23 protein-coding genes are annotated in these 25,222 nt (G+C 63.3%); 8 read left to right on the top strand and 15 right to left on the bottom strand.

All coding sequences use genetic code 11. From position 1 onward, the window contains the following. Nucleotides 1–9: 9 nt before the first annotated feature. Nucleotides 10–1,257 (top strand): L-lactate MFS transporter, encoded by a 1,248-nt coding sequence (locus ACR9Y2_RS22975; protein ID WP_435043997.1) that lies wholly within the window; start codon nucleotides 10–12, stop codon nucleotides 1,255–1,257. A 17-nt stretch (nucleotides 1,258–1,274) separates the two neighbouring features. Here the strand turns inward: ACR9Y2_RS22975 and ACR9Y2_RS22980 are convergent, their stop codons facing one another. Genes ACR9Y2_RS22980 through ACR9Y2_RS22990 form a run of 3 tightly spaced genes read right to left on the bottom strand, consistent with a single transcriptional unit; the run spans nucleotide 1,275 to nucleotide 5,505 of the window. Continuing rightward, on the bottom strand, nucleotides 1,275–2,939 hold the full coding sequence (locus ACR9Y2_RS22980; protein WP_435043998.1) for a glycoside hydrolase family 43 protein: 1,665 nt from the start codon (nucleotides 2,937–2,939) through the stop codon (nucleotides 1,275–1,277). A gap of 2 nt (nucleotides 2,940–2,941) precedes the next feature. Beyond that, entirely contained in the window at nucleotides 2,942–4,219 is a 1,278-nt protein-coding gene (locus ACR9Y2_RS22985) for an MFS transporter (protein WP_435043999.1), read from the bottom strand. A gap of 2 nt (nucleotides 4,220–4,221) precedes the next feature. Then, nucleotides 4,222–5,505: a glycosyl hydrolase family 8 gene (locus ACR9Y2_RS22990; RefSeq protein ID WP_435044000.1), complete on the bottom strand. Its 1,284-nt coding sequence runs from the start codon at nucleotides 5,503–5,505 to the stop codon at nucleotides 4,222–4,224. Between the two features lie 138 nt (nucleotides 5,506–5,643). Between ACR9Y2_RS22990 and ACR9Y2_RS22995 the strand changes: the two genes are divergently transcribed. Beyond that, nucleotides 5,644–7,044 carry a sensor histidine kinase gene (locus ACR9Y2_RS22995; protein WP_435044001.1) on the top strand — a complete coding sequence of 467 codons (1,401 nt, stop codon included), beginning with the start codon at nucleotides 5,644–5,646 and terminating at the stop codon, nucleotides 7,042–7,044. Next, nucleotides 7,041–7,685, top strand: a complete 645-nt coding sequence (locus ACR9Y2_RS23000; RefSeq protein WP_435044002.1) for a response regulator — start codon at nucleotides 7,041–7,043, stop codon at nucleotides 7,683–7,685. Before ACR9Y2_RS22995 ends, ACR9Y2_RS23000 begins: the two co-directional genes overlap by 4 nt. Here the strand turns inward: ACR9Y2_RS23000 and ACR9Y2_RS23005 are convergent. Together ACR9Y2_RS23005 and ACR9Y2_RS23010 are read right to left on the bottom strand one after the other, a co-directional pair. Further along, a complete protein-coding gene (locus ACR9Y2_RS23005) occupies nucleotides 7,675–8,241 on the bottom strand; it encodes a hypothetical protein (protein WP_435044003.1) in 567 nt (188 codons plus the stop codon). The genes ACR9Y2_RS23000 and ACR9Y2_RS23005 overlap by 11 nt on opposite strands. A 150-nt stretch (nucleotides 8,242–8,391) precedes the next feature. Further along, nucleotides 8,392–9,252: a DUF3300 domain-containing protein gene (locus ACR9Y2_RS23010; protein ID WP_435044004.1), complete on the bottom strand. Its 861-nt coding sequence runs from the start codon at nucleotides 9,250–9,252 to the stop codon at nucleotides 8,392–8,394. Between the two features lie 253 nt (nucleotides 9,253–9,505). Between ACR9Y2_RS23010 and ACR9Y2_RS23015 the strand changes: the two genes are divergently transcribed. The 4 genes from ACR9Y2_RS23015 to ACR9Y2_RS23030 all read left to right on the top strand — a co-directional run bounded on the left by ACR9Y2_RS23015 (nucleotide 9,506) and on the right by ACR9Y2_RS23030 (nucleotide 11,800). Beyond that, a complete protein-coding gene (locus ACR9Y2_RS23015; RefSeq protein ID WP_435044005.1) occupies nucleotides 9,506–10,063 on the top strand; it encodes a hypothetical protein in 558 nt (185 codons plus the stop codon). Then, on the top strand, nucleotides 10,063–10,446 hold the full coding sequence (locus ACR9Y2_RS23020; RefSeq protein ID WP_435044006.1) for an STAS domain-containing protein: 384 nt from the start codon (nucleotides 10,063–10,065) through the stop codon (nucleotides 10,444–10,446). The genes ACR9Y2_RS23015 and ACR9Y2_RS23020 overlap by 1 nt, the downstream gene beginning before the upstream one ends. A 78-nt stretch (nucleotides 10,447–10,524) precedes the next feature. Next, nucleotides 10,525–10,734, top strand: a complete 210-nt coding sequence (locus tag ACR9Y2_RS23025; protein WP_435044007.1) for a hypothetical protein — start codon at nucleotides 10,525–10,527, stop codon at nucleotides 10,732–10,734. 46 nt (nucleotides 10,735–10,780) lie between these two features. Beyond that, on the top strand, nucleotides 10,781–11,800 hold the full coding sequence (locus tag ACR9Y2_RS23030; RefSeq protein ID WP_435044008.1) for an HlyD family secretion protein: 1,020 nt from the start codon (nucleotides 10,781–10,783) through the stop codon (nucleotides 11,798–11,800). Between the two features lie 21 nt (nucleotides 11,801–11,821). Here ACR9Y2_RS23030 and ACR9Y2_RS23035 read toward each other — a convergent pair whose 3' ends face one another. Both ACR9Y2_RS23035 and ACR9Y2_RS23040 read right to left on the bottom strand, forming a co-directional pair. After that, nucleotides 11,822–13,231: a trypsin-like peptidase domain-containing protein gene (locus tag ACR9Y2_RS23035; RefSeq protein WP_435044009.1), complete on the bottom strand. Its 1,410-nt coding sequence runs from the start codon at nucleotides 13,229–13,231 to the stop codon at nucleotides 11,822–11,824. A 199-nt stretch (nucleotides 13,232–13,430) separates the two neighbouring features. Continuing rightward, complete coding sequence (locus ACR9Y2_RS23040) at nucleotides 13,431–13,877, bottom strand: PEGA domain-containing protein (protein ID WP_435044010.1); 447 nt, start codon at nucleotides 13,875–13,877, stop codon at nucleotides 13,431–13,433. Between the two features lie 231 nt (nucleotides 13,878–14,108). Here ACR9Y2_RS23040 and ACR9Y2_RS23045 point away from each other — a divergent pair, with 231 nt between their 5' ends. Next, the gene (locus ACR9Y2_RS23045; RefSeq protein ID WP_435044011.1) at nucleotides 14,109–15,092 is read left to right on the top strand and encodes a methyltransferase; all 984 of its coding nucleotides are present in this window, start codon (nucleotides 14,109–14,111) and stop codon (nucleotides 15,090–15,092) included. Nucleotides 15,093–15,294: 202 nt separating this feature from the next. On the opposite strand, the gene ACR9Y2_RS23050 is transcribed toward ACR9Y2_RS23045, so the two are convergent. The 8 genes from ACR9Y2_RS23050 to ACR9Y2_RS23085 form a co-directional block, all read right to left on the bottom strand. Further along, a complete protein-coding gene (locus tag ACR9Y2_RS23050; protein ID WP_435044012.1) occupies nucleotides 15,295–17,079 on the bottom strand; it encodes a protein kinase domain-containing protein in 1,785 nt (594 codons plus the stop codon). A gap of 9 nt (nucleotides 17,080–17,088) precedes the next feature. Beyond that, nucleotides 17,089–18,072, bottom strand: a complete 984-nt coding sequence (locus ACR9Y2_RS23055) for a CsgG/HfaB family protein (protein WP_435044013.1) — start codon at nucleotides 18,070–18,072, stop codon at nucleotides 17,089–17,091. 269 nt (nucleotides 18,073–18,341) lie between these two features. Further along, nucleotides 18,342–19,457, bottom strand: a complete 1,116-nt coding sequence (locus ACR9Y2_RS23060; protein WP_435044014.1) for an ABC transporter permease — start codon at nucleotides 19,455–19,457, stop codon at nucleotides 18,342–18,344. Beyond that, complete coding sequence (locus ACR9Y2_RS23065; RefSeq protein WP_435044015.1) at nucleotides 19,454–20,386, bottom strand: ABC transporter ATP-binding protein; 933 nt, start codon at nucleotides 20,384–20,386, stop codon at nucleotides 19,454–19,456. Before ACR9Y2_RS23065 ends, ACR9Y2_RS23060 begins: the two co-directional genes overlap by 4 nt. Next, entirely contained in the window at nucleotides 20,383–21,261 is an 879-nt protein-coding gene (locus ACR9Y2_RS23070) for an ABC transporter permease (RefSeq protein WP_435044016.1), read from the bottom strand. Before ACR9Y2_RS23070 ends, ACR9Y2_RS23065 begins: the two co-directional genes overlap by 4 nt. Beyond that, nucleotides 21,248–22,231 carry an ATP-binding cassette domain-containing protein gene (locus ACR9Y2_RS23075; RefSeq protein ID WP_435044017.1) on the bottom strand — a complete coding sequence of 328 codons (984 nt, stop codon included), beginning with the start codon at nucleotides 22,229–22,231 and terminating at the stop codon, nucleotides 21,248–21,250. Before ACR9Y2_RS23075 ends, ACR9Y2_RS23070 begins: the two co-directional genes overlap by 14 nt. Continuing rightward, on the bottom strand, nucleotides 22,215–24,671 hold the full coding sequence (locus ACR9Y2_RS23080; RefSeq protein ID WP_435044018.1) for a FecR domain-containing protein: 2,457 nt from the start codon (nucleotides 24,669–24,671) through the stop codon (nucleotides 22,215–22,217). The genes ACR9Y2_RS23075 and ACR9Y2_RS23080 overlap by 17 nt, the downstream gene beginning before the upstream one ends. Nucleotides 24,672–24,684: 13 nt before the next feature. Beyond that, entirely contained in the window at nucleotides 24,685–25,161 is a 477-nt protein-coding gene (locus ACR9Y2_RS23085; RefSeq protein WP_435044019.1) for an RNA polymerase sigma factor, read from the bottom strand. Nucleotides 25,162–25,222: the final 61 nt, after the last annotated feature.

Raw genomic sequence — 25,222 nt, forward strand, 5'->3', positions numbered from 1 at the left:
GGACATACCATGACAACAAACACTCCCAATCGCTGGCTCATTGCCGCAGCCGGTGTACTCATGCAGATCGCGCTCGGCGCCGTGTACGCATGGAGCGTCTTCCGCATCCCGCTCACCAAGACATATGGCTGGACCGTCCCCGAGGTGACTTCCGCCTTCGAACTCGCCATCCTGGTCCTCGGCTTCGCGGCGTTCGCCGGGGGCCTCTGGATGAGGCGTGTAGGGCCGAGAACCGTCGCCCTCTCCGCATCCATCCTGTATGGGGCCGGGACTATGCTCGCCGGTATCTCTCATACGCTGCCGATGCTCTACCTCACCTATGGGGTGATCGGCGGCGCCGGCATAGGACTCGCCTATATCGTTCCTGTCGCCACCCTGTTGCGCTGGTTCCCTGACCATCGGGGCATGATCACCGGGGTTGCGGTCGCCGGCTTCGGCGCCGGAGCTCTCATCACCGCACCTATCGCGCAGTACCTGATTGACTCGTCTGGTGTGAACGCCACCTTCCTGATCCTGGGCGCCGCCTACTTCGTCATCGTCGCTTCATGTGCTTTTTTCATGATTGTCCCGCCTGAAGGCTACGCTCCTCCCGGCTATCGCGCCTCTCTCGCCAGCGCCCACATTGCACCCGCGCAGGATCTCACCCTTCGCCAGGCGCTCGGCTCCTGGCAGTGGTACGGGCTCTGGATGACCCTGTTCCTCAACAGCATGGCGGGCATCGCCATCATCTCGCAGGCCTCGCCAATGGCACAGGAAGTCTCCCACGTCAGTGCTGCGACGGCCGCTGCCATGGTCGGCATCATCTCCATCGGCAACGGCTGCGGGCGCCTCTTCTGGGCCTGGCTGTCCGATGCCATCGGCCGCAAGACGGTCTTCCTCACGATGTTCGGAGTCGAAGCCCTGGTCTTCCTGCTGCTCTCCCAGACTTCCGACTTCAGCATGCTGGCGCTCCTGCTGTGCATCATCCTGCTTTGCTATGGCGGTGGCTTCGGCACCATGCCCGCTTTTGCGGCAGACTACTTCGGTTCGCGCGACATCGGCTCCATCTACGGGCTGATGCTCACCGCCTGGGGCTTCGCCGGTGTGGCGGGACCCGCCCTCATTGCTCACTTCCGCCAGGCCACCGGTGAGTACCACGGCGTGCTGCGCATCATGGCCTTTATCGCCCTGGCGAGCGGCACCGTGCCGCTGCTGTTGCGAAAGCCGTCGCCGCAGGAACCAGCACTGCGGAGTGTGCAGCACGAGGCTCGCGGTTGAACTTCCTTGACCTCAGCTCAGCCCGCGCTGGGAGCCTCGAACGGCTCCGCCAGATACGGGCGCTCCCGATACGTGAAGTGCGCAAAATCGGCCGGAAGCCGCGTTCCGGCCAGGTCCTGGCAGCAGACGCCGACAAACGCTCCCGTGAAATTGGGCGTACCCGGAGCCGCTGCCTCGTCCGACAAAATGCTCGCATCGAGCGGCCCCGGCATCCTCACCCAGGCCCCGCTCCCCACTTTGAACGCGAAGTACAACCGTTCGAAATCCACCTCGACCCGCAAGTGCACCGGAGCATCTTCCGGTATCGCCACAGCGGCACTGAAAACGTCCGACTGCACCTGGTCCGGCAGGCACGACATCACCCGGACCTGCTTGCCCAGTTCGTCATCGCGCGAGACATACAGGTAGTGAAACTTGCTGCTGTTGTAATAACAGACCAGTCCGGCCATCTGCGCGAACCCCTGTGGCTGGAACTCCATCGAAGTCTCTGCGCTGTAGCAATGTGCCTGCTGCCGGCGCGCCACCAGCGATTGCCGGAACAGGCTGCCGATCGTCTCACGGCCGTACATGCGCAGATACGCCGGCCGCTCCGTCAGGCTGAATAGTTCTTCCGGCCACGGGGACCTGAGCCACTGGAAGTCCGGCGGCAGCTCCGGCCCATCAAACAGTTGGCGCTCCGGCGAAGCGGGAAACTCATGGACAGGCAGGGCCGGCGCAGCCACTTCGCTCAGCGGCAGGCCGGAGCCATCGGCCGTACGCAGCCACCCATCGTCACCCCAGGCCATCTTCTGAATGGCCGTCTCGCGGCCCAGGGTGCAGCGCCCCCGGTTGTGGATCGGCCGCCCGCAGAGGTGAACCAGATACGTCTCGCCCGCCTGCGTCTCCACCAGGTCCGCATGACCGGCACGCTGCAGTTCGACATCCGGCCGGTTCCGCGCAGTCAGCACGTACATGTCCGGATGCAGTTCATAGGCTCCCGTCAGCTCACGTGACCGCGCCATCGTCACAGCATGACCCCAGCCTGTGCCGCCTTCCGCTGTCAGCAGGTGGTAATAGCCGCCCCGCTTGTAGAGATGCGGACCCTCAGTAAACCCGATCTGCGTCCCCCGGAAAATCAAGTGGACCGGCCCGGTCAACGAGCGCTCGGCGGGGGAATATTCCTGCAGCACAATCCCCGAGAATCGATTGCTGCCTGGTCGGTGATCCCACCGTAAGTTGACCAGGTACTTCCGGTCGTCGTCGTCATGAAACAGCGAAGGGTCGAACCCGCTGCTGTTCAAATACACCGGCTCGGACCATCCGCCCTCGATGCTCTGGCTCGTCACCAGGTAGTTGTGCGTATCCCGCAGCGAGGCGCCGGCCGCACCGCCCTGGGTCGTCCGGCCATAACGCTTCACGTCCGTGTAGATGAGCCAGAACAGGCCGTCCGCATAGGTGAGACACGGAGCCCACACTCCGCATGAGTCGGGATCGCCCAGCATGTTCAACTGGCTGGCCCGGTTCAGCGGCCTCCCCACCAGGCGCCAGTGGATCAGGTCGCGGGAGTGGTGGATCTGAACCCCCGGGAACCACTCGAACGTGGATGTGGCGATGTAATAATCGTCCCCCACCCGCACTATGGAGGGGTCTGGATTGAACCCCGGCAGAATCGGATTTCGAATCAGCGCCGACGTTTCCGGCATAGTCATTGCCCTCCCTCTATGGCTTCCGGTTGCGCCGCCGGGCGCTCGCGCACCAGCGTCCACAACACCGCCGCGCCCAGCAGGTCCAACAGGCCCAGGCAGACGAAAAACGGCGTGTAGCCCACCGTGGCGACCAACCCACCAATCATCAGCGAGAAAATCAGCAGGCCCGCGTTGCCGAATGTTCCGGCCATGCCGGCCGCCGTCGCCACCTCGTTCTTCCGGAACAGGTCAGACGCCATGGTGATCACCGTCACCGACAGCGTCTGATGCGCGAAACCCGCCAGGCTCAGCAGCGCGATGGCCGCATAGGGACTCTCCACAAAACCGACAAACCCCACGCCCAGCATCAATACCGCACCCAGCGTGAAGGCACAGCGCCGGGCATTGATCAGGCTCAGCCCCGCCAGTTTCTGCAGCTTCATCGAGACCAGGCCGCCGAACACGCAACCGAAGTCCGCTGCCAGAAAGGGCATCCACGCGAACATGGCGATGTGCTTGAGATCCATGTGGCGGACGCTGCTGAGATACAGCGGCAGCCAGAAGCTCAGCGTGCCCCAGGTTGGATCGGCCAGGAATCGCGGCAGCGCAATGCCCCAGAAGTTCCGCTGCACCAGGATCTTGCCCAGCGATGGCCGCGACCCGTCACTCTGAAGATGCTTCTCCTGCCCAGCAGAGATGTACGCTTTCTCCTCACTCGACAGGGCAGGGTGCCGGTCTGGCGATTGATACAGGAACAGCCACAGCGCTACCCACACCAGGCCCAGCGCACCCGTAATGACAAAAGCCGCACGCCAGTTATACACCAGGATGGCCCACGCGACCAGCGGCGGCGCCAGCATGGAACCCACCGACGCCCCGATGTTATAAACTCCGCCGGCCAGCCCGCGCTCCTTCGCCGGGAACCACTCGGACGTTGCCTTCATGCCCGCCGGGTTGGCCGAGCCTTCCGCGAAGCCAAGCGCGCCGCGCAGCCAGGCAAACGCCTGCCAGCTACCGGCCAGCGCGTGTGCCATGTTGACCAGCGACCACGCGATTGCGAAAATCGCGAAGCCAATCTTCAGCCCAAGAACATCCAGCACATAGCCGCAAATCGGCTGCGCCATGATAGCGCCCTGGAACGTCCCCACAATCCACGAGTATTCCTTCGCGCTGATATGCAGTTCCTGCAGCAGCGTCGGAGCAGCGACAGCCAGCGTGCTGCGAGTCAGGTAATTGATGACCGACCCGAGCATGATCAGGCCGATCATCCACCATCGGAGTGCTTTGATTTTGGGCATGATTACTTCGGCGGCCAGATGCGGAATTCGCCGCTGACGTGCAGCAGGCCCATTAGATACCACATCCCGTCGTAATACCGGTAGCGGCCCGAGGGAATCTCGGCCTTCCATAACGCTTCAGTAAATTGGGCGGCCCGTTCCTTGTTCGTCGCTGCCAGGCTGGCCACGGCGTTCGCGGCCACCAGGGCTGTCGAGTGGGAACCGCCCAACGGCTTGCCATCCAAAGTGAACCGGTTCCCATACGTATCGATGCCCTGCGCCGCGAAGAACGCCTGGATCTTGTCGCTCAAGACCTGCTCCCGCGGGTCGGCCGCCCACCACGACCAGTCCACGGCCCAGTTGGCCGCTGTCCGCCAGGCATCCGCTCCGAAGTTCCCGTTCTGGCCGCCCGCGCCAGGTACGGGCGTCCCGTCGTAGTTGGCATAGTTCGGCGCCAGCGCCGTCACCGGATGCGTTGCCTTCTGAAGGTAGTCGCGGCTCACCTGCGCAGCTGCCGCCCAAAACGGCCGGTCCGCCGCCGGTCCCCAGCGTGCCCACAGTTCATAGAAGGCGGGCAGATGATAAGAAGGATCCGTATGATCCGGCCGTCTCAGGTTCGGAGTGAATCGCACCATCTTGTGATCCGGATGAAACTCCGGCCCCCCGGTTTCCGCACCCCGATTGGTGGGCCCATCTATGATCTTGCGATTCTTCATGCTGTCCAGCAGGCGGTCCGCTTCGGCCCGATAATCATAGATGCCTTTGCCGTTGCCCCACCGGCCCGAGGCGAAATACAACGCCATCACCCAGTATTCTTCCCCATCCGGAGCCGGCGACTCGCTGTTCGGAGTGCCGTCCACTTTCATCGACCATGAGAAGTATCCGTACGATGGATGTGTTGCCGACGCCTGGTACATATAGGTCTTCGACCAGTTCCACAGCGCGTCGAATTCCATCTTCTTATTCAGCTGGACCGCAATCATCATTGCGTATGACATGCCTTCCGATCGCACATCATGATTGTTGATGTCGCTGACATACGCCAGCGGACCGTTGGCATTCCGTCCCACTTCGTAATAGACGGTCTGTGTCTCCGCGTCGCCGTGAAACAACTGCTGGAAGCCCGCCTGGACCTTCGCGGAAATCTCCTTCTGCGAGTGACCTGCTGCCCGGAAGAGGTTCGGGTAGCGCTTCGTAGCATACGCACCACGGGTGGAAGCCGAGCCGGGGCCGCCGGCCGTCTGCGCGGCGAGGCCACCCATGCCTGTCAGCACAAGGGCGATCATCCGAACGAATGTCTTGCTCATAAATCGTGGACTATCGCATCAGATGATCGGGGCCTTGTCAAGAATCCCCCTGCCCGCTGTGCTGCGCATACCGGCCCGCCGCGATATCCAAGGATCCCCTGACCCTGTGCTAACAATGGGTCAAGGCTCAATCCCCAGATGGCGGACCCTTCCCAACAGCCCTGGTCCCTTCGTTCACTCACCGGGCGGCTCCTGTCCACATGGGCGCGCGCCCTCGGCATCGGCTTTGCCGGGCTTCTGCTGCTGATGGCCGCCATGGCCTTCGACGCCACGACCTCCCTGCGCAAAGTGGAACTCGCCACCGCCGCCCTGCGCGACGAATCCCGCGCTCGCGACGCCCTGCTCGACCAGTTGCGGGCCGACATCCTCCGCATCGCCACCATCGTCCGCGACTACCTCCTCGAAGTCGACGGAACCCGCGCCGAAAATCAGAAAGCCGAACTCCACCAGCTGCGCCGCCATGCCGCCGAGACCCTGAACGCCTACGAGGGCCGCCTCATTCCCTCGGAACGACAGGCCTTCCGCGACCTGCGCGGCCAGATCGATACCTACTGGCATTCCCTCGAACCCGCTCTCCAGTGGGACGCCCAGGTCCGCCGCGCCAAGGCCAGCACCTTCCTCTTCGACGTCATCTTGCCCTTCCGCACCGAGGTCCTGCAACTCACGCGCCGCATCACCGCCATGAACGAGCGCGATCTCGACGCCGGCGAGGAACGCATCCGCGCCGTCCAGATCGGCTTCCGCCGCCGCGTCATCGCCATCTCGCTCACCGCTCTCCTGCTCGGGCTCGTGCTCGCCACCATCACCATCCGGCGCGTCCAGCGACTCGAACACGAGGCCCGGCTCCGCTTCGAAGAGGTCGAAGCCGCCCGCCGCGAAATGCAGACCCTCTCCAGCCGCCTCGTCACGGCACAGGAGGAGGAGCGCCGCAATCTCTCCCGCGAGCTGCACGACGAAGTCGGCCAGACCATGTCCGCCATGCTCGTCGAACTCGGCCGCCTCGAATCGTCCCCCAATCCCGAAACTCGCGGCGAGCGCCTGCAGTCCGTACGCAGCCTCGCCGAATCCAGCGTCGGCATGGTGCGCAACATGGCTCTCCTCCTGCGCCCGTCCATGCTCGACGACCTCGGTCTCGTCGCCGCCCTCCGCTGGCAGGCCCGCGAAGTCTCCCGCCGCTCCGGCCTCAAAGTGAAAATGGTAGCCGACGAAATTGTCGAGGATCTGCCCGACTCCCACCGCACCTGCGTCTACCGTGTCGTGCAGGAGGCCCTGAATAACTGCACCCGCCACGCCCATGCGTCCCAGGTCCGCGTCGTTGTCCGCCGCGACTGCAATAGCCTCTCCGTCACTGTGCAGGACGACGGCGTCGGCTTCGATCCGCACCGCGAAAAGGGCATGGGTCTGCTAGGTATGGAGGAGCGCGTCGACCAACTCGGCGGCAGCTTCTCCATCGACTCTGCACCCGGTCGCGGCACAGTCCTCTCCATCCTCCTGCCTCTTCCCGGCGCCCCGCCGCATCCTACAAAGGACACTCCATGATTCGAATCATTCTGGCCGACGACCATGCCGTAATGCGGCGCGGATTGCGCCTCGTCATCGAGGAACACAAGGACTTTCAGGTAGTCGGCGAAGCCAGCGACGGCCGCGAGGCGGTCAGCCTCGTCGAGGAGCTCAAGCCCGATCTCATCGTCCTCGACATCAGCATGCCCAACATGAACGGCATCGAAGCCGCCCGCCAGATCCACGAGAAACAGGCCGGCGTCTCCATCGTCGTGCTCAGCATGCACTCTGACGAAAGCTATGTCCTGCGCGCCCTCAAGGCCGGAGCCCGCGGCTATCTGCTCAAGGAATCCGCCGAATCCGATTTCATCCTCGCCATCCGCTCAGTCAGCGCCGGCAAAGCCTTCTTCAGCCCCGCTGTCAGCCGCCTGCTTGTCGAAGATTACGTCCGCCAGTTACAGGACAAGGACATCGAGGACAGCTATGAACTCCTCACCCAGCGTGAACGTGAGCTTCTCCAACTGATCGCCGAAGGAAAGAGCAATAAAGATGTGGCGAACATGCTCAATCTCAGCCTCTACACCGTGGAGACCCATCGCGGCAATCTGATGGAAAAACTCAACCTGCACAGCGTGCCGGAACTCATCCTCTACGCTGTCCGCAAGGGTGTCATTTCCTAGCGTCGACCACCGGCCTGGCGGCGTGGCCTTCCTGCTGCTTCCAGATTGACCACGCCGCGGTCACCATGCGCATCACGGCGTTTCCATTCACCGGCGTCCGCGCTACATCGAAACCGCCGCACCGCACCAGCTCTTCCCACTGGTTCATGTCGCAGGTATCCGACAGCAGCACGACGCAGGGCCGTGGAATCATGCGTGAAAGCACGCGCACCGCCGGCCGCCAGTCCCGGCCCGCTACCTCACGCTGGAACAGGATCACCTGAAACCGCTCCTGCATCTGCTGCACCAGCGCATCGGTCGTGTTGTCAGCCAGGGCTAAGCCCCAGCCCCGCTCATCAAATGCAGCTTGCAGCGCACTTCGGTCTGGACCCTCTCCCATCACCGCCAGCGTCCGTGGCCCGGGTTCCGCTGGTGCGCCCATCGGCCGCTGCCCGGCGCGTGTCCGCCGACCCAATGACCGCACCACGGCCTGGATCCGCTGGACCACCTTAGCCACCGGCAACATCCCCCGGCTCATGGTGACCACTTCTGGAGACAACCTGATGCTCTCACTCACGGTTGGCCCGCCTTCTTTCTCGGGCACCCCCATCATGCGGTGTCCGGCCCGCCAAGCCCATACCACTCGCGCGGTAAATCGCCGCGCCCATCCTGGGGAGACTGAGCCGGGAAACCCGGTAGCCCGGCTCGGATTCCTCCCCTTCCACGGCTACCTCCTGTGCTCCACCGGACCCCCGCGCCGCTGCGGACGCGTCGGCCGCAGTTCGTGCCTCTCCACGCGCGGACCCGCCGCATGCGGCGGGCGTACATAAGGATGCCGGTAGGCTTCGTGGTTCTCCCTGGTCCGCGCCCAGGCGTGCCCGTCCACGAGCATCGTGCGAGACCTCCACTCAAAGCCCGACCGGCCCCAGCCCCAGGGCGCAAACGCCGCGCCCAGCGCAATCCGCGGCCCGAAGCTGATCCCCACAGTCAGCCCCACCCGAGGCCGCCCGAAGACAATCAGGGGATCATAGACTGGCAGGCAATAGAACCCCGGATCCACCGGCACAATCTGGATCTGCCCCGGGCCCCCATCCGTCACCTGATATTGCGCATTGTTCTGCAGATAGCCGAAATCCCTCGCTTTCTGCCGCATCGCCTGCACCGCATCCATCACATCTCCACGCTGGCCCAGCACTGCGTCGCCCAGTTGCCGCGTCCAAAACAGGTTGCCCGCCATCATGTCCAAGACCGAGGGGAAGGGCAGCAGCGCCTGCACGCTCGGATCCCAGGGCAGGTTGTCCTCCTGAATCGCCTTGGCCAGGCTCTCGCCCGTCAGGTAACTGTGCTCATCCGCCCACCGCGCGGCCTCTGCAGCCTGGTCGGAGTACGTCGACGCCGTCAGGATCTGCGCCAGCAACGGGTCCGGATAGAGGGCGATCCGCGAAACCAGATCATCCAATTGCTGAGGCGAGAGCTGCACCTGTGCCTGCACAGGCCCGGATAATCCCAAAAGCCCCGCGCACACCAGCCCGGCCATCAGCAGCCGGCTTCTCTTTATTTTGGATACTCGCCCGATTGGGTCTTTCATTTTTCGACCTCCTGCTTTGTCGACGGACCCGCGGCCTCGCAAGATACCGCCTACCCTGGCGCAACCTCAGCAAATACCCGCCAGGGGGTAGCCGCGCGGCTCCTGTTTTGCATGCGCCGCAAATCTACCAACTCAACTGGGGCGCGAATGCCGTGTCGGGGGGAGTCTCCAATCGCTGCCTTGCGTCGTCTTGATAGGTGAGCCGGAACAAATTAAACAACCGGCAAACAAGGCAAGTAGGAGAAAAAACGTCATGACCAAAAAGAGCTTTTCCCTCACCGTGATGGCCGCCATCGGTTCCCTGGTGGCGGTCGCCACCCCTTCGTTCGGCAAGACCTCCACTGCCGGCAATGACACCGGCAACCCCCGGGTCATGCTCGAAGAGATGCGCAACGTTGCTTCCAACACCGCCGTCGAGGCCGACCACCTCAGTATGGACGCCCGGAATGCCGCTCTCTCCAGCGACTCGCACCTCAGCCCCCTCTGGATGCTGAAGCAGGATGTCAATGCCATGGGCAAGGAGATCTCCGCCCTCGAAGCCGAACGCGACACCCTCCAGCCCTGGGAACAGCAGGCCGTCGATAAGGTGGTGCCGCTGCTCAAGGAAGCCGCCACCAATACGGAGGAGGCCATCGAATACTTCAATACCAACCACAACTTCCTCTGGAGCCCCCAATACCGCGGCTATGCGGATAAGGTGAAACAGGACTCCGATCAGATCGCCAGGACCCTCAAAAACTACCTCAAATATGAGAAGGTCCAAAACGAGGAACAACAGCTCCGCGGCACCATCACCCCTGGAGCCAACTGATGGACTCCCGGCTGACAATTCACGAGCGCGGAGGTTTCATCATCATCGACGCGCACGGGAAACTCGCCTCGACCGAAGAGCAGCACTCTCTCCACCAGCAGTTGCGCCAGTTGGTGGAGAGAGGCCGCTCCCATATCCTGCTTGACCTGTCCGCCGTGCCTTCCCTCGACATCGACGATCTCGGCGAACTCATGGTCGGCTATGTGATGGTGACCCTCGCCGGCGGCGAACTGAGACTGCTCAACCTCACCGGCTCCACCGCCGATGTGTTGCGCACCACACGCATCATCCACCTCATCGGCGGCGCCGGAGAAATGCCGGAAGCTCCAGCACCGCCCGCGCTCCACAGTTGGCAGGCCGGCAGCGAATGGTACATCGGCTGACTTACCCGGGCGCCTGGGTTGCTTTGCTCAACTCCGGCGCCCAAACCGCCTAAACCTCCCGACAAAAGGAGCAGCGCGATGGATACGCCAAACATCGGCACCTCACCTACGGCCATCAACGCTGCTCCCCCTCCAGCCGCGCGGCTGTCAGTCAGACACGGCCGGCACCTGCTCGCCGTCCTCCTCATCGACGCCGCCGGCCTCTACTGCACAGGCGGAATTCTCGCCATCGTCCTCGGCTTCACCGCCTCCATCTGCTTCTCTCACGTTCGAAGACTGGGCCGCTGATCGCTCTGTCCCCCCTACGCCGGCCCAGCACGGAAAGGACCTCTTCATGAAACTCCACACCACGCCAGCCGTCATCCTCATCACCTCGGCCTGCCTCGTGGGCGCAGTTTGGACCCACGCCAATCAGTCCTCCACCCACCTCTGGCAGAGTGCCGGCTCCAGCCAGGAATCGCCCGAGGCTGAGCCCCTCCACTACCCGGGTGAACTCGTCTCCGTCGCCTCCGTGCCCGTACCCGCCACCATCCTCGAACTCGAAGTGCCCCTGAACGCCCAGGTCCGCAAGGGCCAGGTCATCGGAGAGACAGAACCGCAGGCTTTGCCGGAACCGATCGCTGAGCTGGATGCTCGCGGCAACCTCGCCTCCGCCCAGGCCGCCGTCGACCAGGCCCGCGACCAACTCCGCGACATCCAGGCCCGCGCGGCCGCCTCGCGTGCCCGTGCGGAGGACCTCCGGAACCGCATGATTGGCGCGGAACTCGCGGCGGGTGAGGCAGACGAAGCAACTCAACACAGCGACATGCTCTATCGCGAAGGCATGCAGAGCCAGTTGAAACACGACGAAGAGCTCGCCCTGCAACAGTCTGCCCGCCAACAGGTGGAAACCCAGTCGGAAGCCGCCACCCACTCCATCGGCAGGGAAGAGGAACTGGAAGCCCAGGAAACCGCTGCCCAGGCTGCCTTGCGTCAGGCCGAGGATCGCCTGCGTGCCGCCGAGTCCGCCGCCGTCAATCCCCAGGCCTCCGCCGTGCGCCTCCCCGTGATTGCCCCCGCTGACGGCTACCTGGTTCTGCGCGACCAATACTCCAGGGACTTCGAAATCGTCTCTGGGCTCACGCGCCAGGTGGAAGCCCACATCCCGCAGGCGAGTCTCTCCTCAGTCCACATCGGCCAGCTGGCTACGGTCACTCTCGACAGCCAACCGAATGTTGTGCTCCAGGCCGTCGTGGAGAAGATCGGGGAGCTGCAAGTGTCTGCAACCGGCGCGTTCTACCCCGTCACGCTATCTCTCAACAATGCCGCCGGGCTCGGCGATGATAGCGTCCGCGTCACCATTACCCTGCAGTAACCGCGCAGTCGACGGCAGCGCTCACTCGAGCGTTGCCGTCACATAGATCAACTGCCCCAATCGCTCCACCAGCAGTACAATCCCGTCGCCCTGCTTCCTCTCCTTCAATATCGCCTTCAACTCGTCCAGCGACGCCACTGGCTTGGTGTTCACCTCATAGATCACATCACCTGCCAGCAAGCCCGGATTCAAGCCCGCATACTCCGCCGGCACAGCAGCTACGGCCACCCCCGACAGCCGCCGCAGGTCCGTCAGGATCGCCGTCACCTTCTCATCCACGGTCACGGCGAGAATCCCCAGTTCCCGCACCAGTGCCGCATCATAGCCGGCTTGGTCCGCCAGCAGGCTGGGTTCGTTCTTTCGCTCCAGCACAGCCACGGTCTTCGTCATTTCTTCTTTGCCGCGCTGGAAAACGATCTTCAACTCGTCGCCCGGGGCCCGTTGGAATACCGTCAACGCGAGATCCCGCACCTCTCGGATCGGCTTGCCGTCAATCGAGATCAGCACATCGCCCGGCTGCAGTCCGGCCGCATCAGCAGCCCCGTGCGGTGCCACATCCGACAGAATCACGCCCGAGTCGCGATCCAGCCCCAGCCCCGCGGCCAGCGCCGGAGTGATCGCCTCCGGCAGTACTCCAATAGCGCCCCGCCGCACCCGTCCGTCCTTCCGCAGCTTCTGGTAAACGTCTTTGGCGAGATTCGCGGGGATTGCAAATCCAATGCCTTCACTGCCGCCCGACTCCGTATAGATCATCGTGTTGATCCCGACAATCCGTCCCTCGATATCCAACAGCGGACCGCCGCTGTTTCCAGGATTAATCGGAGCATCTGTCTGGATGTAAACCATCGGGCTCTCCGGCTTCAGTTGCCGCAGCGTCGCACTTACCACGCCATGCGTCAGCGTATTCTGCAACCCCAACGGACTCCCCATGGCCATCACCAGCCGCCCCTGCCGCAAGGTGTCTGAATTCACAAAGGAAAGCGTCGGCAGGTTCGCGCCCTCAATCTTGAGCACCGCAATATCCACCTGCCGGTCGAGGCCGATCAGCTTCGCCGGCAGCAGATGCCCATGCGGAGCCTGACCCTTCTCATCCACCCGCAGCACCTTCACATCAATGCGCCGCGCGTTCTGCACTACATGCGCATTGGTGACGATATATCCGTCCGGATCCACAATGACGCCGGACCCCGTCGCCTCCTGCTCCGACACAAACCCCATGCGCTGCGAATCGCCCTGGCCCACCGGAGCAACCCTCTGTACAAGGATCTGCACCACTGCCGGACTCGCCGCCTCGGCCAGTTGCTCCATCGCCTCGCTGTAGTCGGACAACGACTTCGACGCCGCAATAATAGGCGCCTTCGTTCGCGTCTGCGCCAATCCTGGCACCATCGCGAACACCACCAGCAAGCTATACCCAATCGGCTTCAGCATTTGCTCTATTTCCTCCGCCCCGGTTGGGCCAGCGGTCGGGCCGCTGCAATATACGTCTAGTCTTTGGATGATATGAGTCACCATCCAGTTTCTTCGTAAGATTTGTAATAAAAAAACCGGCCCAAGTCCTTGATTCAGGGCCTTGGGCCGGTTTGTGTTCGAAATCGGGGGGCGCGCTCTTCACCCTGCCGCCGCAGCCTCAAGACTTCGGCTCCAGCCGCAGTTCGGGCCGCACCTTCATCGTCTTGCCGTTCACCACATAGATCTGTTGCGCGAACGCTTCACGCCCCGCACTCCGCACTTCCAGCTTGTACGAGCCCTGCTTCAGCCACATCGACTTCAGCTCGCCCGTCGTGCCGGCATACGAGCCGTTCACATAAACCTCGGCGTCTTTCACCTTCGTGTCCAACTTCACCTGGCCCGCATTCGGATGCGTCACCATCGGGTAGCCGCCGTAGAAATACGGATCATATCCGTAACCCCACGGACCCCACCCGCCCCCATAACCAAACCCACCCCGGAAATAGCGCGGGCCCGCACTCGCGGGTAAGGCCATTATCAGGGCGGCGGACACCAACAGCAGCTTGCGCAGCATCGTGAATCCGAAGTGACGTCCCGCGTCGCCCCTGCCATTTGTGAGTGTCATTTGCTTACTCTCCTTATCAGCACTTTGCTTCTTGCTCGGTCACCCCTATGGACGCTGCACCCCCCACCCGCGTAGCTAGCCTCGGTCGGGTATTCCCATTCCCTTCGATTCAGTAGGCTCGCCTCCATTCCTTCCGGGATCTCTCGCGCAGGCTTACAATGCTGAATAGAACTGCAGCGGCCCGGTTCCGCTGCTCTGGTGTTCAATTCACATCGCGAGGCCCCCACTCCCGTGCCCGATCAACCTCCCGCCGACCTCTGGTCACTGTGCGATCTGCAGACCCCCTGGTGCATCCATACCGCCGCCACCCTACGCCTCGCCCATCACATGGACGCCGGCCTCTCGCACGTGAAGGAAATCGCCGCCGCCGCCCAATGCGATCCCTACGTCCTCGACTGCCTGCTCGGCTACCTCGTCTCCCGAGGCGTCTTCGAGCAGACCGGTCCTGGCCGCTATGTCCTCAATGAAGCCGCCAAAGGGCTGCTCGATCCCGGGATGCTCATCGGCCTCGACCTCGACGGTTTCGGCGGCCGCATGGCCCACGCCTGGGGCACCATGCTCAGCTACGTCCGCACCGGTCGCCCTGCCTATCACCAGCTCTTCGGCCGCGGCTTCTGGGAAGATCTCGAAGCCAATCCGCCCATTGCCGCTCAGTTCGACGCCCTCATCGGGCCGCAGGGCCACGGCACACCCAATCCGCATTTCGACATCACCGGCGGCTGGGACTCCATCCGGACCGTGGTCGACCTGGGCGGCGGCACCGGAGCCATGCTGGCCGAACTGCTGCGGGTCCATCCGCATATCCACGGGACCTTGCTGGACCAGCCCGGCACCGTAGCCAGGGCCAGCGAAATCCTGCAGTCCGCCGGAGTCGCCGGCCGTGCCACGCTTTGCGGCCAAAGCTTCTTCGATCCGCTCCCGCCCGGCGCGGACATCTACCTGCTGAGGGGCATCCTCAACGATTGGCCGGATGCCGAAACAGTAGCCATCCTGACGCGGGCGGCGGAAGCGGCACGTCCCAACGGCCGGGTAGTCATCCTCAAGAGCGTGAGCCCCGACACCGGCACCCGCACCGTTACCATAGAGATGGTGCTCCTGGCGGGCAAGCACCGCACCCTGGAGGAATTCAAGGAATTGGCACAACAGGCAGGACTCGAAGTGTCATCCGCCGGACCCCAGTCCGCCTACTACGTAGTCGAGTGCCGGCCGGCATAAGCCCCGATCCTAATGGGAGCCAGCCTGCCCGGGCGGGCCACCAAATCGGAGCAAATCGCAACGAACCACGACCGTAAGGAAGTGGTCCCATCCGAGCTGCGAACCGCGACTGGCAAGGAGCGGGCCACGGCCGCCGGAGCGTCTTCCAAGTCCAGCGACACAATCATTCGCTAAGCGCGAACCAGAACCAATCCCACCCCCACTACCGCCCCAGGAACGTCTCCAACTTCGCAACTTCGCGTTCCCCTAAGTCGAGATACTTCTTTCCACCAGCGAGATCGCCCGCCTTGATGGCCGTCTCGCACTCGTCCAGGTAAAACTCCATCCGTTGCGATGCCGTATTGATATCCCCGCGCAGCCCCAATCCCTGCCTCGCCTGCGCCTGTTTCAACCGTTCCAGGCTGCTCTTCACCGAATTCGCCCGAGTCCCCAGCAGCATCAACTGCTCCCGCATATCCCGCAGCGCCGCTCCGGAAGCCTCCGCCGCCGGATTGGCCGCGTTGTTCACCGGAGCCTGCTGCACCACCGGAGGAGCGCTCACCTCCGGACTCTGCGCCCCGCCCGCCGGCTGATTCGACGCATACCCCGGCCGCGCCCCAGCTGGTTCCGTATGCGGCCGCCCGCCGCCCCCTGCTGGCGTCACCGGAGCCACCGGGCTCGTCTCCCGGCCGCCCGACGCAACCGGTTGGCTCACCGGCGCCTGGCCAGGTCCTGATCCCGAAGCCGCCCCGTTCGCGGCACCGCCCGCCCCCTCCACTCGAGGTGGTTGCGCACTGCCGCCACCCGCCGCTTCCTGCCCGGAAACTACACTCTGCTGTGGGCCGCCCGCCTGGGTCCGGAACAGCTTAGGAATCTGGATCGCACCCACAATCAGTACGCCCACGGTAACCAGCGACCCAATCGCGATATACAAACCCCGGTTGCCCAAAGGCCGGCCCGGAGGCACCTCCGCCGCCGCGGCATAAGCCGGAGCAGGGAACTCAGGCGCCGCCGCCGAGACCGGGGATTGCATAAACGCCGAAGCCGAAAGCGGTGCCCCGGCCGTACTCGGGGCAACCACACCGCCGGCAGTCGCTTGTGGTGGCGGAATCGGAGCCGCCTCGGGAACCGCAGCCGCGTTGGCAGGCAATGCCGCGACGGCCGGCCGCGTCACCGTCGCATGCCCCGTGCCCAGCACACTCTCCAGCGCCCGCAGCATCGCCGCCGCTGATTGGAACCGCCGTTCCCGGTCCTTCTCAATCGCCGTCAGGATAATATCGTTCAACGCCTGCGGCACGTTCGGGTCGATCTCAATCGGTGGCACAGGTACCTGTTTCAGGTGCGCCACCATTAGCGAATAGTCGCTGTCGCCCAGGAATGGCCGCCGCCCGGTCACAATCTCATACAACGAGATGCCCAGCGCGTAGATGTCGGCCCGGTGGTCCAGATCCGTCGCGCCCTCAATCTGCTCGGGCGACATATACGGCAGCGAGCCCACCGTGAATCCCGTCTTCGTCAGCGACTGGTCCTGCTTCAGCTTCGCAATCCCGAAGTCCAGCAGCTTCACCACGCCTTCCGTGGTCACCATGATGTTCGCCGGCTTCAGGTCCCGGTGGATCACCCCCGCGGCGTGCGCATAGGCCAGCGCGCCCAAAACCTGGCACATCAGCTCCGCCGCCTTCTGCGGAGGCGCCGGCCCCACCTTCAGCAGCCGCTCCAGGGTTGTCCCCTCGACATACTCCATCACCATCAGCACCTGGTTCTCCACACGCAATGCCGTGTGCAGCCCCGCGATGTTCCGGTGCGTCAGCCGCGCCTGGACCTTGATCTCTCGCAGAAAACGTTCGGCCTGGTCCTGCTCTTCGCCCGCATTCATCAGCAGGACTTTGAGTGCCTCTATCCGCTCCGTCAGTACATTGCGGACCTTATAGACCTTCCCCATTCCGCCTGCGCCCAGAATGGAAATGATCTCGTAGTCGCCGATGCGTGAACCAATCGCGTAGTCCATCGCGGGGCCTCAGTTTGCAGTCTTTACCGCATCGCCGACCTTCAATGGCGATGTGCCCGCATAGGTGCCCACGGCGGCCAGGTCGTCCACGTCGGTGATGGTCACCCAGCCGACAGTCTCTTCGATGCGCCGGATCACCTTGCCCGTGGCCGGGTCCTTGATCTCGCGTGTCACCTTCACTACCTGGAACTTATCCCCAAGCGCCACGCCCGCCTTCTTGCCGACGTTCAGCGTGATTGTTTGCCCGCTGACATCCGCCACCAGGCCTTCGATCATGCGCGCATGAGCCGGAATCGCCGACGAATTGCCCTGCAGTTGTGTCGCTGTCGACGCCACCGCTTGGGCCGTCGCCTCGCCCAGGATCGAGCTCGCAAATTGCGAACTGCCCATGCTGTAGCCCGCGCCGCCCGCTGAACTGTAGCTGCCGCCCGACCCCAGCAACGAAGCACCCGACCGCTTCGACTCGCCCTTGCCAGTGAAGGCCGCGAAAATCTGCGCCGTGTCCGTCCCGATGATCCTCGCGCTGATCGCCACCACTGCCTTCGCTTCCTTCTTGCCGACACCGCCCAAACCGTAGCGCGAAGCCATGCCCCCCAGCGCGCCGCCGCCTACGCTTGTCTCTCTGTCATCACGCCCGAACTGCGTGATGCTGCCCATGATGATTGCGTCCACGCCCAGCAGCTTGCCAATCTTGGCCGCCGTCGCCGCATCCGCGCGATCGCTGTTCGAAAGGTTCTGTTCGGCCATCACCTTATCCAGCGTCTTGCGCTCGTACACCGTGTACACGCCGCTCTGGACCAACTTCTCCACCAGCAGGTCCGCGATGCCCTTGCCGATATCGACGTTACCGCCGAATATCGCCGACACTCCGCCCTGCACGGTTCCGTAGTCAAAATCCAGGACAGCGACCTTCTTCTTAGGCGGAGCCGTTTGTGCCAGGCAGCTGAAAGCCACTGCTCCAGCCAGCACCGTCCTCAAAATCAAGTTGTTCATAACACGCCCTCCGTGTACCCCAGTATATGGTGTTCAAGCGGTTTTCCGTCCGCCGCTATTTGGAAGGCAAACAAAATCGGAAGACTCGCGAGCAAGGAAAGCCCATCCTCCGCAATGCGATACACCGGAACCCCAGTCCGGGAGCCGCCCAACTCTCCCCCCACCATTACCCCCGGCGCTAGCCGGGGGCCCGCCGCAACTAGAAAGAAACTTCCATCCCAACGAAAACGGCCGCAAGCCCACCCAATCCGGGAGCCACCCACACCCCCTCACTCCGTCCCGTAATTGATCTCCAACCGCCGCACGGCCTTCGACGCCGCCCACAACACCAGCACCGTCACCGCCAGCAACCCGAGGATCGCCCCCGCCTTCGACGCCGGAGCCGCCGGGTTCAACAGCAACTTCAACAACGGGGGAGTCCCACTGTCCATGGGGGCCGGCACCGGGCACAGCGACTGCAGATAATGCAGCACGCTCAGCTTCTGCAGGATGTCCGGCAGAAACCCGTTGATGCTCTCCCAAGCCAGCAGTACCGCCGCCGGGATGATCGGATTCCGCAGCAACAACCCCGCCGCCACAAACACGCTTCCATACCCCACACACCCCAGCATCGCCGCCACGCCATACCAAATCATGTGGCTCCAGCCCACGCTCTGCCAGTACGCCTGCATCTCCACCCCGCTGTGCGGCCACATCATCGCCCAGTACGACAACAACGCACCGCTGGTGAAGATGACACACGCCGCCGTCAGCCCGGCAACATACTTGCCCAGCAGCAGCACTTCGCGCCTCGTCGGGAACAGAAACCAGAAGTGCAGCGTCTTGTCCAGCATCTCGCCCCGGAACAGGTTCATGAAGATGCCCAGGCACCCGAAGAAGATCGCCAGCCGCAGGTAGAAATACTGGAACACCCCCGCGTAAATCGACCGGTCCTCCTCGAAATTCCCCGACTCACGGGTGTTCTTGCTCTCCAGCAGGCCATTCACGAAGTGCAGGTTCACCCGCCGCTGCCCGTCGGTGTAAATCATGTGCCGGTGCCGCTCCAACTCCGGCTGCTCTTCATACCGCCGCTGGCCGTTCGGCGCCCGCTCTTCCTTGTACTTCCGCCGGTTCCATTCGTTGTCGTCCGCCGGTTCACCCAACCTCTGCAGCACCGCTTTGTCCGTCTCGCCCCTCGACACGCTGTCGAGCAACGCAGCCGAAACCTTGGGCCCCGACGCCCACCTCTGTTGCTGGAACTTCACCTCGATCGCATGACCGAGGAAAATCACCGAGGGGAACAACGCCAGCAGATACACCCAGAATGCCCGCTTCGAAAAGAACGCCCGCCGCATCTCGATCCGCGCAATCACCCACGCCTGGCTCGCCCGCGTCGACATCGTCATCGCCCACCCCCAATCAGATACTCATACAAGGCGTCCACGTTCTCGTCCGCCGGAATCACGCTCGTCACGTCGTGGCCGCTCAACGCGATCCTCGATAGCGCCCGCGCAAACTCTTCCCGGTTCCGTGTCAACACCAGCAGCCCCAGCTTGTCCTCGTTCAGCTTGATCTCCGTCACGTGCTCTTCACTGAACAGCAGCGACGCGATCTTCGACGCATCCCGGCACCGGATAATGAACTGGCTCGGATGCTCGTGAATCTCCTCGCGCACCCCGCGGATCTCGCCCTCGGCCAGAATGCTCCCGTTCGCAATCAGCACCACCTGGTCGCTGATCACGTCCACTTCCTGCAGCACGTGGCTCGACAGAATCACATGCCGCCCCATCGCCGCATAGTCGCGGAACAAGGCGATCGTCTCCGCCCGCACCAGTGGATCCAGGCCGTTCAACGGCTCGTCCAGCACCAGCACATCCGGCTCGTGCGCAATGGCCTGCGCCAGCCGCACCCTCTGCCGCATGCCCTTCGAATACGCCGCCACCTTACGGTGCGCCGCTTCCGTCAGGCTCACCCGCTTCAGCGCTTCCCACGCCTTGTGCTCCGACTCCGCCTTCGAATACCCGTACAACTCCAGGCCCGTCGTCACAAATTGGAAGCCCGACGCCCACCGCGGAGCCGCGTCATACTGCGTCGCATATCCGCAGATCCGCATCAGTTGCTCCGGATCCCGCGGTGACAGGCCCCGAATCGAAACCGACCCGCGATCCGGATGGATCAACCCCATCATCAGGTTCATCAACGTCGTCTTGCCCGACCCGTTCGGCCCCACCAGGCTCGTCAACCCCGGCGGAATCCGCAGCGATACCCGGTTCACCCCCAGTACCTCGCCGTAGAACTTCGAGACGTTTTCGAAAATCACTTCCTGCTGGCTCACTTGATCACCTCCACCGGACGCAGCTTGCGCTCCAAAACCACGCCCAACAGGCCCACCAGCACCAGCAGCGCCACCGCGCACGCCATCGACCCCGGCCCGTCCGGAGGATCCGCGCCCAGCATGTCGCTCCACACCACATACATCGCCTTCGCCGGGTTCAACAACACGCCCCAGTCCACGCGGAATACCGCATTCACCATCGTCGCCACACCTGCCGTTACAAAGAAGAAGCCCAGCACCAGCGCTCCAGCCACAATCTTCCACTTCACATACGCTGAGCACGCCAGCGCCACCAGGCTCACCATCAGAATCCACAGCAGGAACCCGAACAGCAGCGCCGCCGCCATCCGCGCATGGTCCAGCATCCAGTCCCAGCCCGCCATGCCCGATTGAATCCCGAACAACATCAATCCGGGGACCCACGTAATCGTCGACAACAGCCCCACCAGCACCAGCAGCCGCGCCAGCACGTAGTCTTTTCGTGTCAGCGGCCGGCTCAAATACAAAGGCAGCGCATTGTTCGCCAGGTCCGGAGCAATCAACCCCGGTCCGGCCAGCGCAGCCAGCAGCACGCTGAACGTCGATTGGAAATTCATGAAGATCAGGAAGAATCTCGGGTTGATCTCCATGAACTTCGCCAGCCCGCCATCCTGGCCCCGGTTGTTGGTCAAACTCGCAAAAATCTCGAGATGGTTCGAAAGGTAGATGAACAGCCCGCACAGCAGCGGCCAGATCAGCGACGCCGTCAATAACAGCACCACCAGCCTCTGCTGGAACAGCCGCTCCCACGAAAACCGCGGCAGCGAGAACAGCCGCGTCCAGTGCCCCGTCAACGGACCCTGATACCGCTGGTACCCGCGCTTATATACCGCCATTGGCCGCCACCTCCTCCGGAGCCGTCGCACCCGGCGATTTCGCCAGGTGCCCCACCGCCCGCAGGAAGATCTCTTCCAGCGTGTCGCGCCGGTGTGTCAGCTTTCTTACCCTCAATCCCTCGCCCGCCGTCACCTTCCACACCACCGCGATCTCGACACCCGGCGGCAGCACAATCCGCCACCGGCCCTGGCCTTCGTTCACCCCGTCAGCGCCTACCTTGTGCAGCGCTTCCAGCAGCCCGCTGTCGTCGCCCGAAACTTCCAGCTCCACGAAGAAGCGGTTCGACTTCCGCTCCGCTTCCAGGTCCGCCTCGTGCACCACCACGCCGTCCTTCAGGATCACCACCTCGTCGCAGACCTCTTCCACGTCGCGCAACAGGTGCGAGCACAACACCACGTTCATCCCGTGGTCTTCCTTCATCTCTTTCACCAGCCGCAGCATCCTCTGCCGCGCCGCCGGGTCCAGCCCGTTCGTCGGCTCGTCCAGAATCACCAGCGGCGGCCCGTGCACAATCGCCTGCGCCAGCTTCGCCATCTGCTTCATGCCCAACGAATAGGTGCCCAGGTCTCTATAACGCGCCTCGCCCAGGCCCACATGGAACAGCGTCTCGTGGGCCTTTTCCAGCGCCGTCTCCTTGGGCAGTCCCGACAACTCGCCCATCTGCCGCAGGAATCGCACCGCCGTCATGTTCGATATGAAAGAATCGCTCTCCGGCATATAGCCGATCCGCGACCGCACTTCCCGAACCTGCTTGTGGCAGTCAAACCCCATGATCTTCGCCGTGCCCGACAGCGGCAGGTGAAACCCCAGCAGCGTCTGGATCAACGTCGATTTCCCAGCCCCGTTCGGACCCAGCAGCCCAATCGCCCGGCCCTGGCCCGCAACGCCGAGCCGGCAGGAGATCCCCTTCAGGATCTCCCGCCGGCCCAGCTTCACTCTTAAGTTTTCGAGTTCAATTACTGGCGGCATTCTTCTTTATGTTCCGGTTGATTTTGTTTGAGCTTGCGTCGGCTGCCGTACCGGCCAGCATCCCGTCGAGAATCAGGCTCGTTAATCGAGTACGACTCGAAACCCGGATTCGTTCCGTTTCTCCGCTCACTACCACCAGAATCGGGTCCCGGTCCTGGGTAATCGTCTTCAGCGCTTCGTTCGAAACAACCGAGTTCAGCCCGTCCAGCGCGCCTTTCATGTTCAGCCACAGGAAGCCCGAAGGATGCACGCCCGCCGAGGCCGGCATGTACTGCACGAACTTCGCTGACCGCGTCAACGCAAACCCGCCGTCCCGCGTCTTCAGGGCCCGCTGCGCCACACCCAGGTCCGTGCTCATTACCACGTAGCCCCGGTCGTAGGTCCAGTACAGCGTCATCGGTGCGCCCGCCGCTTTGATCGTCATCCACAACCGGCCTTCAATCGTCTGCTGGCCCATCACCAGCTTCCGCGATTGATACTCCGCCGGCAGCTCCGCATTGTGCGCATCCACCAGCTTCGCAATCGTGCCGTCCAGCGTCCCCGGCTTGTAGACTTCCGCCGCCGCAATCCAGCCAGGAATCGGCAGGCTCGCATTCTCGATCGCCACCGCGAAGTCCGTCCCCAGCGCCGACGCCAGGTCCTTGCCGATGTCGATCCCCAACTTCGCCTGAGCCTCGTCCAGATGAGTCTTGAACTTATCGTCCATCGAACCCATCAGGTTCGTGATCTCCGTGAACATCTGGCTCGGCTCTTTCGTCGAGCCCGAGAACGCCATCAGCGCGTCGCTCGTGATGTACTCAGAAGCCCCCGAGGCCCCAGCCGGAGCCAGCCACGCCGCAATTCCTGCCCGCGCCCCGGCAAAGTTCAAGGTCGCTTCGTTCTCTTCCGACCCGTCACTCGACCTCTGCTCGAAGAACAACGTCTTCAGCGGCACGCCGCCCGTTAAGACACTCGCCTTCTGGGTCGAGCTCATCTGGAACGACGCCGCGTTCAGCCCCAGCATCCAGCCCACGCCACGCTGGTAGTGCTGTGTCACCTCAGCCGCGAAAGCGCTCGTCGCGCCCTGGCCCAACTGCCCCATCGCCCACAGCAGGTGCGTCTGGTTGTCCGTGATCACCACCACCTTCTCGTTCACACCGAAGTTCACGCCCTCCACCATCGGCGCCAGCGCTTTGCGCACCGCCGCCTGCTGGCCTGGGTTCACTTCCGCGATCACAAAGGCCACCCGGTCCTGCTCACCGCCCGGACCCTGCGCCAGCACAAAGCCGATCTCCTCGCCCAGCAGCGGCATCACCGCCTGGACCTTGCCAAGCATCTCCCGCACCTTCTCACCGTTGGCCGACTTCCACCATTCGCCGAACGTCGCGTTCTGCTCCGCCCGCTGCTCCGCTAGCCGCACAGCCTCTTCCAACGTCCCCGAGATGTTCGGAGCCGCGCCGAAGGCAACGACGTTCGAAGGCAGGTACGCCACCAGCTTGGCCTGCGTCCGCATGGCCGGCGTCGGTAACTCCGCAATCTGCTTCTCCAACTTCGAGAACTCAGCCAACAGCGCGAAATACTTCTGCTTCTCCGCACTCCAGGCCACGGCTTCCTGGGCCGTCACCCCGCTCAACGCTGAGGTCGAACCCGCAATCTCACCCGGCTTCAACGTCTGGTTGAAGTGCGGCTGATTCACCTCCACCGCGCCCTCAACCACGGCCACAACGGATCCGTTCATGCCCGTAGAAACCGCAAAGACAGTGCCCTTCACAGACGCCTCGGAGTCCCGCGTCCGCACCTTCAAATGACCGCGCCGCTGCTTCGCCGCCTGCACAATCACATCGCCGCGCTCCAGTTGCACCGTCGCGCCGCTCCACGCCGCATGCACAAACAACTGGCTGCGCTCGTTCATCTCGACAGCCGAACCATCGGCCAGCCGCAGCACCGCATGCGAGCCCGCACCGGTGCGCACAATCTGCCCTTCGCTCAACGTCGCCCCGGCGCCCATCGCCGTGTCGGTCAAGCCATATACCTGGCCCGAGGCCCGCTCCAAGGTAGCCCGCGGACCCGACGGCGCCATCAGCGAGTCAATCCTGTCCCGCCCCGTATACAGCGCCACCAGCCCGATGCTCGCCGCCAAAGCCCACCGCTGCCACACCGGGCGCGGCTTCCTCACTGCCACGGCGGGCAGGACGACCACCTTTCGTTCCCCTTTGGCTTCCGCGTACATGCGCCTGCATTCCGCGCACCGCCCCAGATGGTCATCCATCAACGCCCGCCGGTTCTCAGCCAGCTCACCTTTCAGGTAAGCCGCGAGATCCGCTTGAAACTCCATGCACAGCGACGGCACCTGCCCCATCAGCTTGCGCAACACCCGCTCCTGCGCCGCTGCCATTTCACCGGTCGGCACAGGCTCGTTCTTCATTGCTTCCAGCGCTTGATCCAGACGCTCTTCCGACATGTCCATATCCCCCTTACTTCCCTAGTTCCGCCTGCAACACTTGCCGGATGCGGTGCAGCTTCACCGCCACCCTCGCCTTGTCCACATTGAAGATCTCCGCAATTTCCCCATTGCTGAGCCCTTCCACATACCGCAAAAGGAACATCTCGGCGTCATCCTTCGGCAGCGTCGCCACGGCCTGCCGCAGCGTCTCCTTTAAGAGATAGGTGGATTCCTTCACCGCCTTCGGCCCGCTCGCTTCCAGCGGAGCCTCCGCCTTCGATGCCTTCGACCTCAAGATGTCGATCGCCGCGTTCGTAGCCGCCCGCCGGAAATACCGGTCGGGATGCCCCTGTGGATCCACGCCATCAGCCCGGTTCCAGACACGCATGAATACCGTCTGCAGTGCATCCTCTGCATCTGCTGTATTGCCGGTTACACGCAAAGCGCTCTTGTAAACGATGGCTGAGTATTGGTTGTAGAGTTCTGTGAATCCTGGTGGCGGGTTCATATGTACCGTTACGCTAGACGTCGCCAGGCTGAGTGATCCCATATTCCGGTTGCCTCAGCCA

Origin of the sequence: Paludibaculum fermentans (assembly GCF_051172195.1) — a bacterium.
GTDB classification, from domain to species: Bacteria; Acidobacteriota; Terriglobia; order Bryobacterales; family Bryobacteraceae; genus Paludibaculum; species Paludibaculum fermentans_A.

Bases quoted from the DNA above. Each gene is read 5' to 3' on its own strand.
- ACR9Y2_RS22975 (WP_435043997.1), top strand. From the start codon at position 10: ATGACAACAAACACTCCCAATCGCTGGCTCATTGCCGCAGCCGGTGTA.
- ACR9Y2_RS22980 (WP_435043998.1), bottom strand. From the start codon at position 2,939: ATGCCGGAAACGTCGGCGCTGATTCGAAATCCGATTCTGCCGGGGTTC.
- ACR9Y2_RS22985 (WP_435043999.1), bottom strand. From the start codon at position 4,219: ATGCCCAAAATCAAAGCACTCCGATGGTGGATGATCGGCCTGATCATG.
- ACR9Y2_RS22990 (WP_435044000.1), bottom strand. From the start codon at position 5,505: ATGAGCAAGACATTCGTTCGGATGATCGCCCTTGTGCTGACAGGCATG.
- ACR9Y2_RS22995 (WP_435044001.1), top strand. From the start codon at position 5,644: ATGGCGGACCCTTCCCAACAGCCCTGGTCCCTTCGTTCACTCACCGGG.
- ACR9Y2_RS23000 (WP_435044002.1), top strand. From the start codon at position 7,041: ATGATTCGAATCATTCTGGCCGACGACCATGCCGTAATGCGGCGCGGA.
- ACR9Y2_RS23010 (WP_435044004.1), bottom strand. From the start codon at position 9,252: ATGAAAGACCCAATCGGGCGAGTATCCAAAATAAAGAGAAGCCGGCTG.
- ACR9Y2_RS23015 (WP_435044005.1), top strand. From the start codon at position 9,506: ATGACCAAAAAGAGCTTTTCCCTCACCGTGATGGCCGCCATCGGTTCC.
- ACR9Y2_RS23020 (WP_435044006.1), top strand. From the start codon at position 10,063: ATGGACTCCCGGCTGACAATTCACGAGCGCGGAGGTTTCATCATCATC.
- ACR9Y2_RS23025 (WP_435044007.1), top strand. From the start codon at position 10,525: ATGGATACGCCAAACATCGGCACCTCACCTACGGCCATCAACGCTGCT.
- ACR9Y2_RS23030 (WP_435044008.1), top strand. From the start codon at position 10,781: ATGAAACTCCACACCACGCCAGCCGTCATCCTCATCACCTCGGCCTGC.
- ACR9Y2_RS23035 (WP_435044009.1), bottom strand. From the start codon at position 13,231: ATGCTGAAGCCGATTGGGTATAGCTTGCTGGTGGTGTTCGCGATGGTG.
- ACR9Y2_RS23040 (WP_435044010.1), bottom strand. From the start codon at position 13,877: ATGACACTCACAAATGGCAGGGGCGACGCGGGACGTCACTTCGGATTC.
- ACR9Y2_RS23050 (WP_435044012.1), bottom strand. From the start codon at position 17,079: ATGGACTACGCGATTGGTTCACGCATCGGCGACTACGAGATCATTTCC.
- ACR9Y2_RS23055 (WP_435044013.1), bottom strand. From the start codon at position 18,072: ATGAACAACTTGATTTTGAGGACGGTGCTGGCTGGAGCAGTGGCTTTC.
- ACR9Y2_RS23060 (WP_435044014.1), bottom strand. From the start codon at position 19,457: ATGACGATGTCGACGCGGGCGAGCCAGGCGTGGGTGATTGCGCGGATC.
- ACR9Y2_RS23070 (WP_435044016.1), bottom strand. From the start codon at position 21,261: ATGGCGGTATATAAGCGCGGGTACCAGCGGTATCAGGGTCCGTTGACG.
- ACR9Y2_RS23075 (WP_435044017.1), bottom strand. From the start codon at position 22,231: ATGCCGCCAGTAATTGAACTCGAAAACTTAAGAGTGAAGCTGGGCCGG.
- ACR9Y2_RS23080 (WP_435044018.1), bottom strand. From the start codon at position 24,671: ATGTCGGAAGAGCGTCTGGATCAAGCGCTGGAAGCAATGAAGAACGAG.
- ACR9Y2_RS23085 (WP_435044019.1), bottom strand. From the start codon at position 25,161: ATGAACCCGCCACCAGGATTCACAGAACTCTACAACCAATACTCAGCC.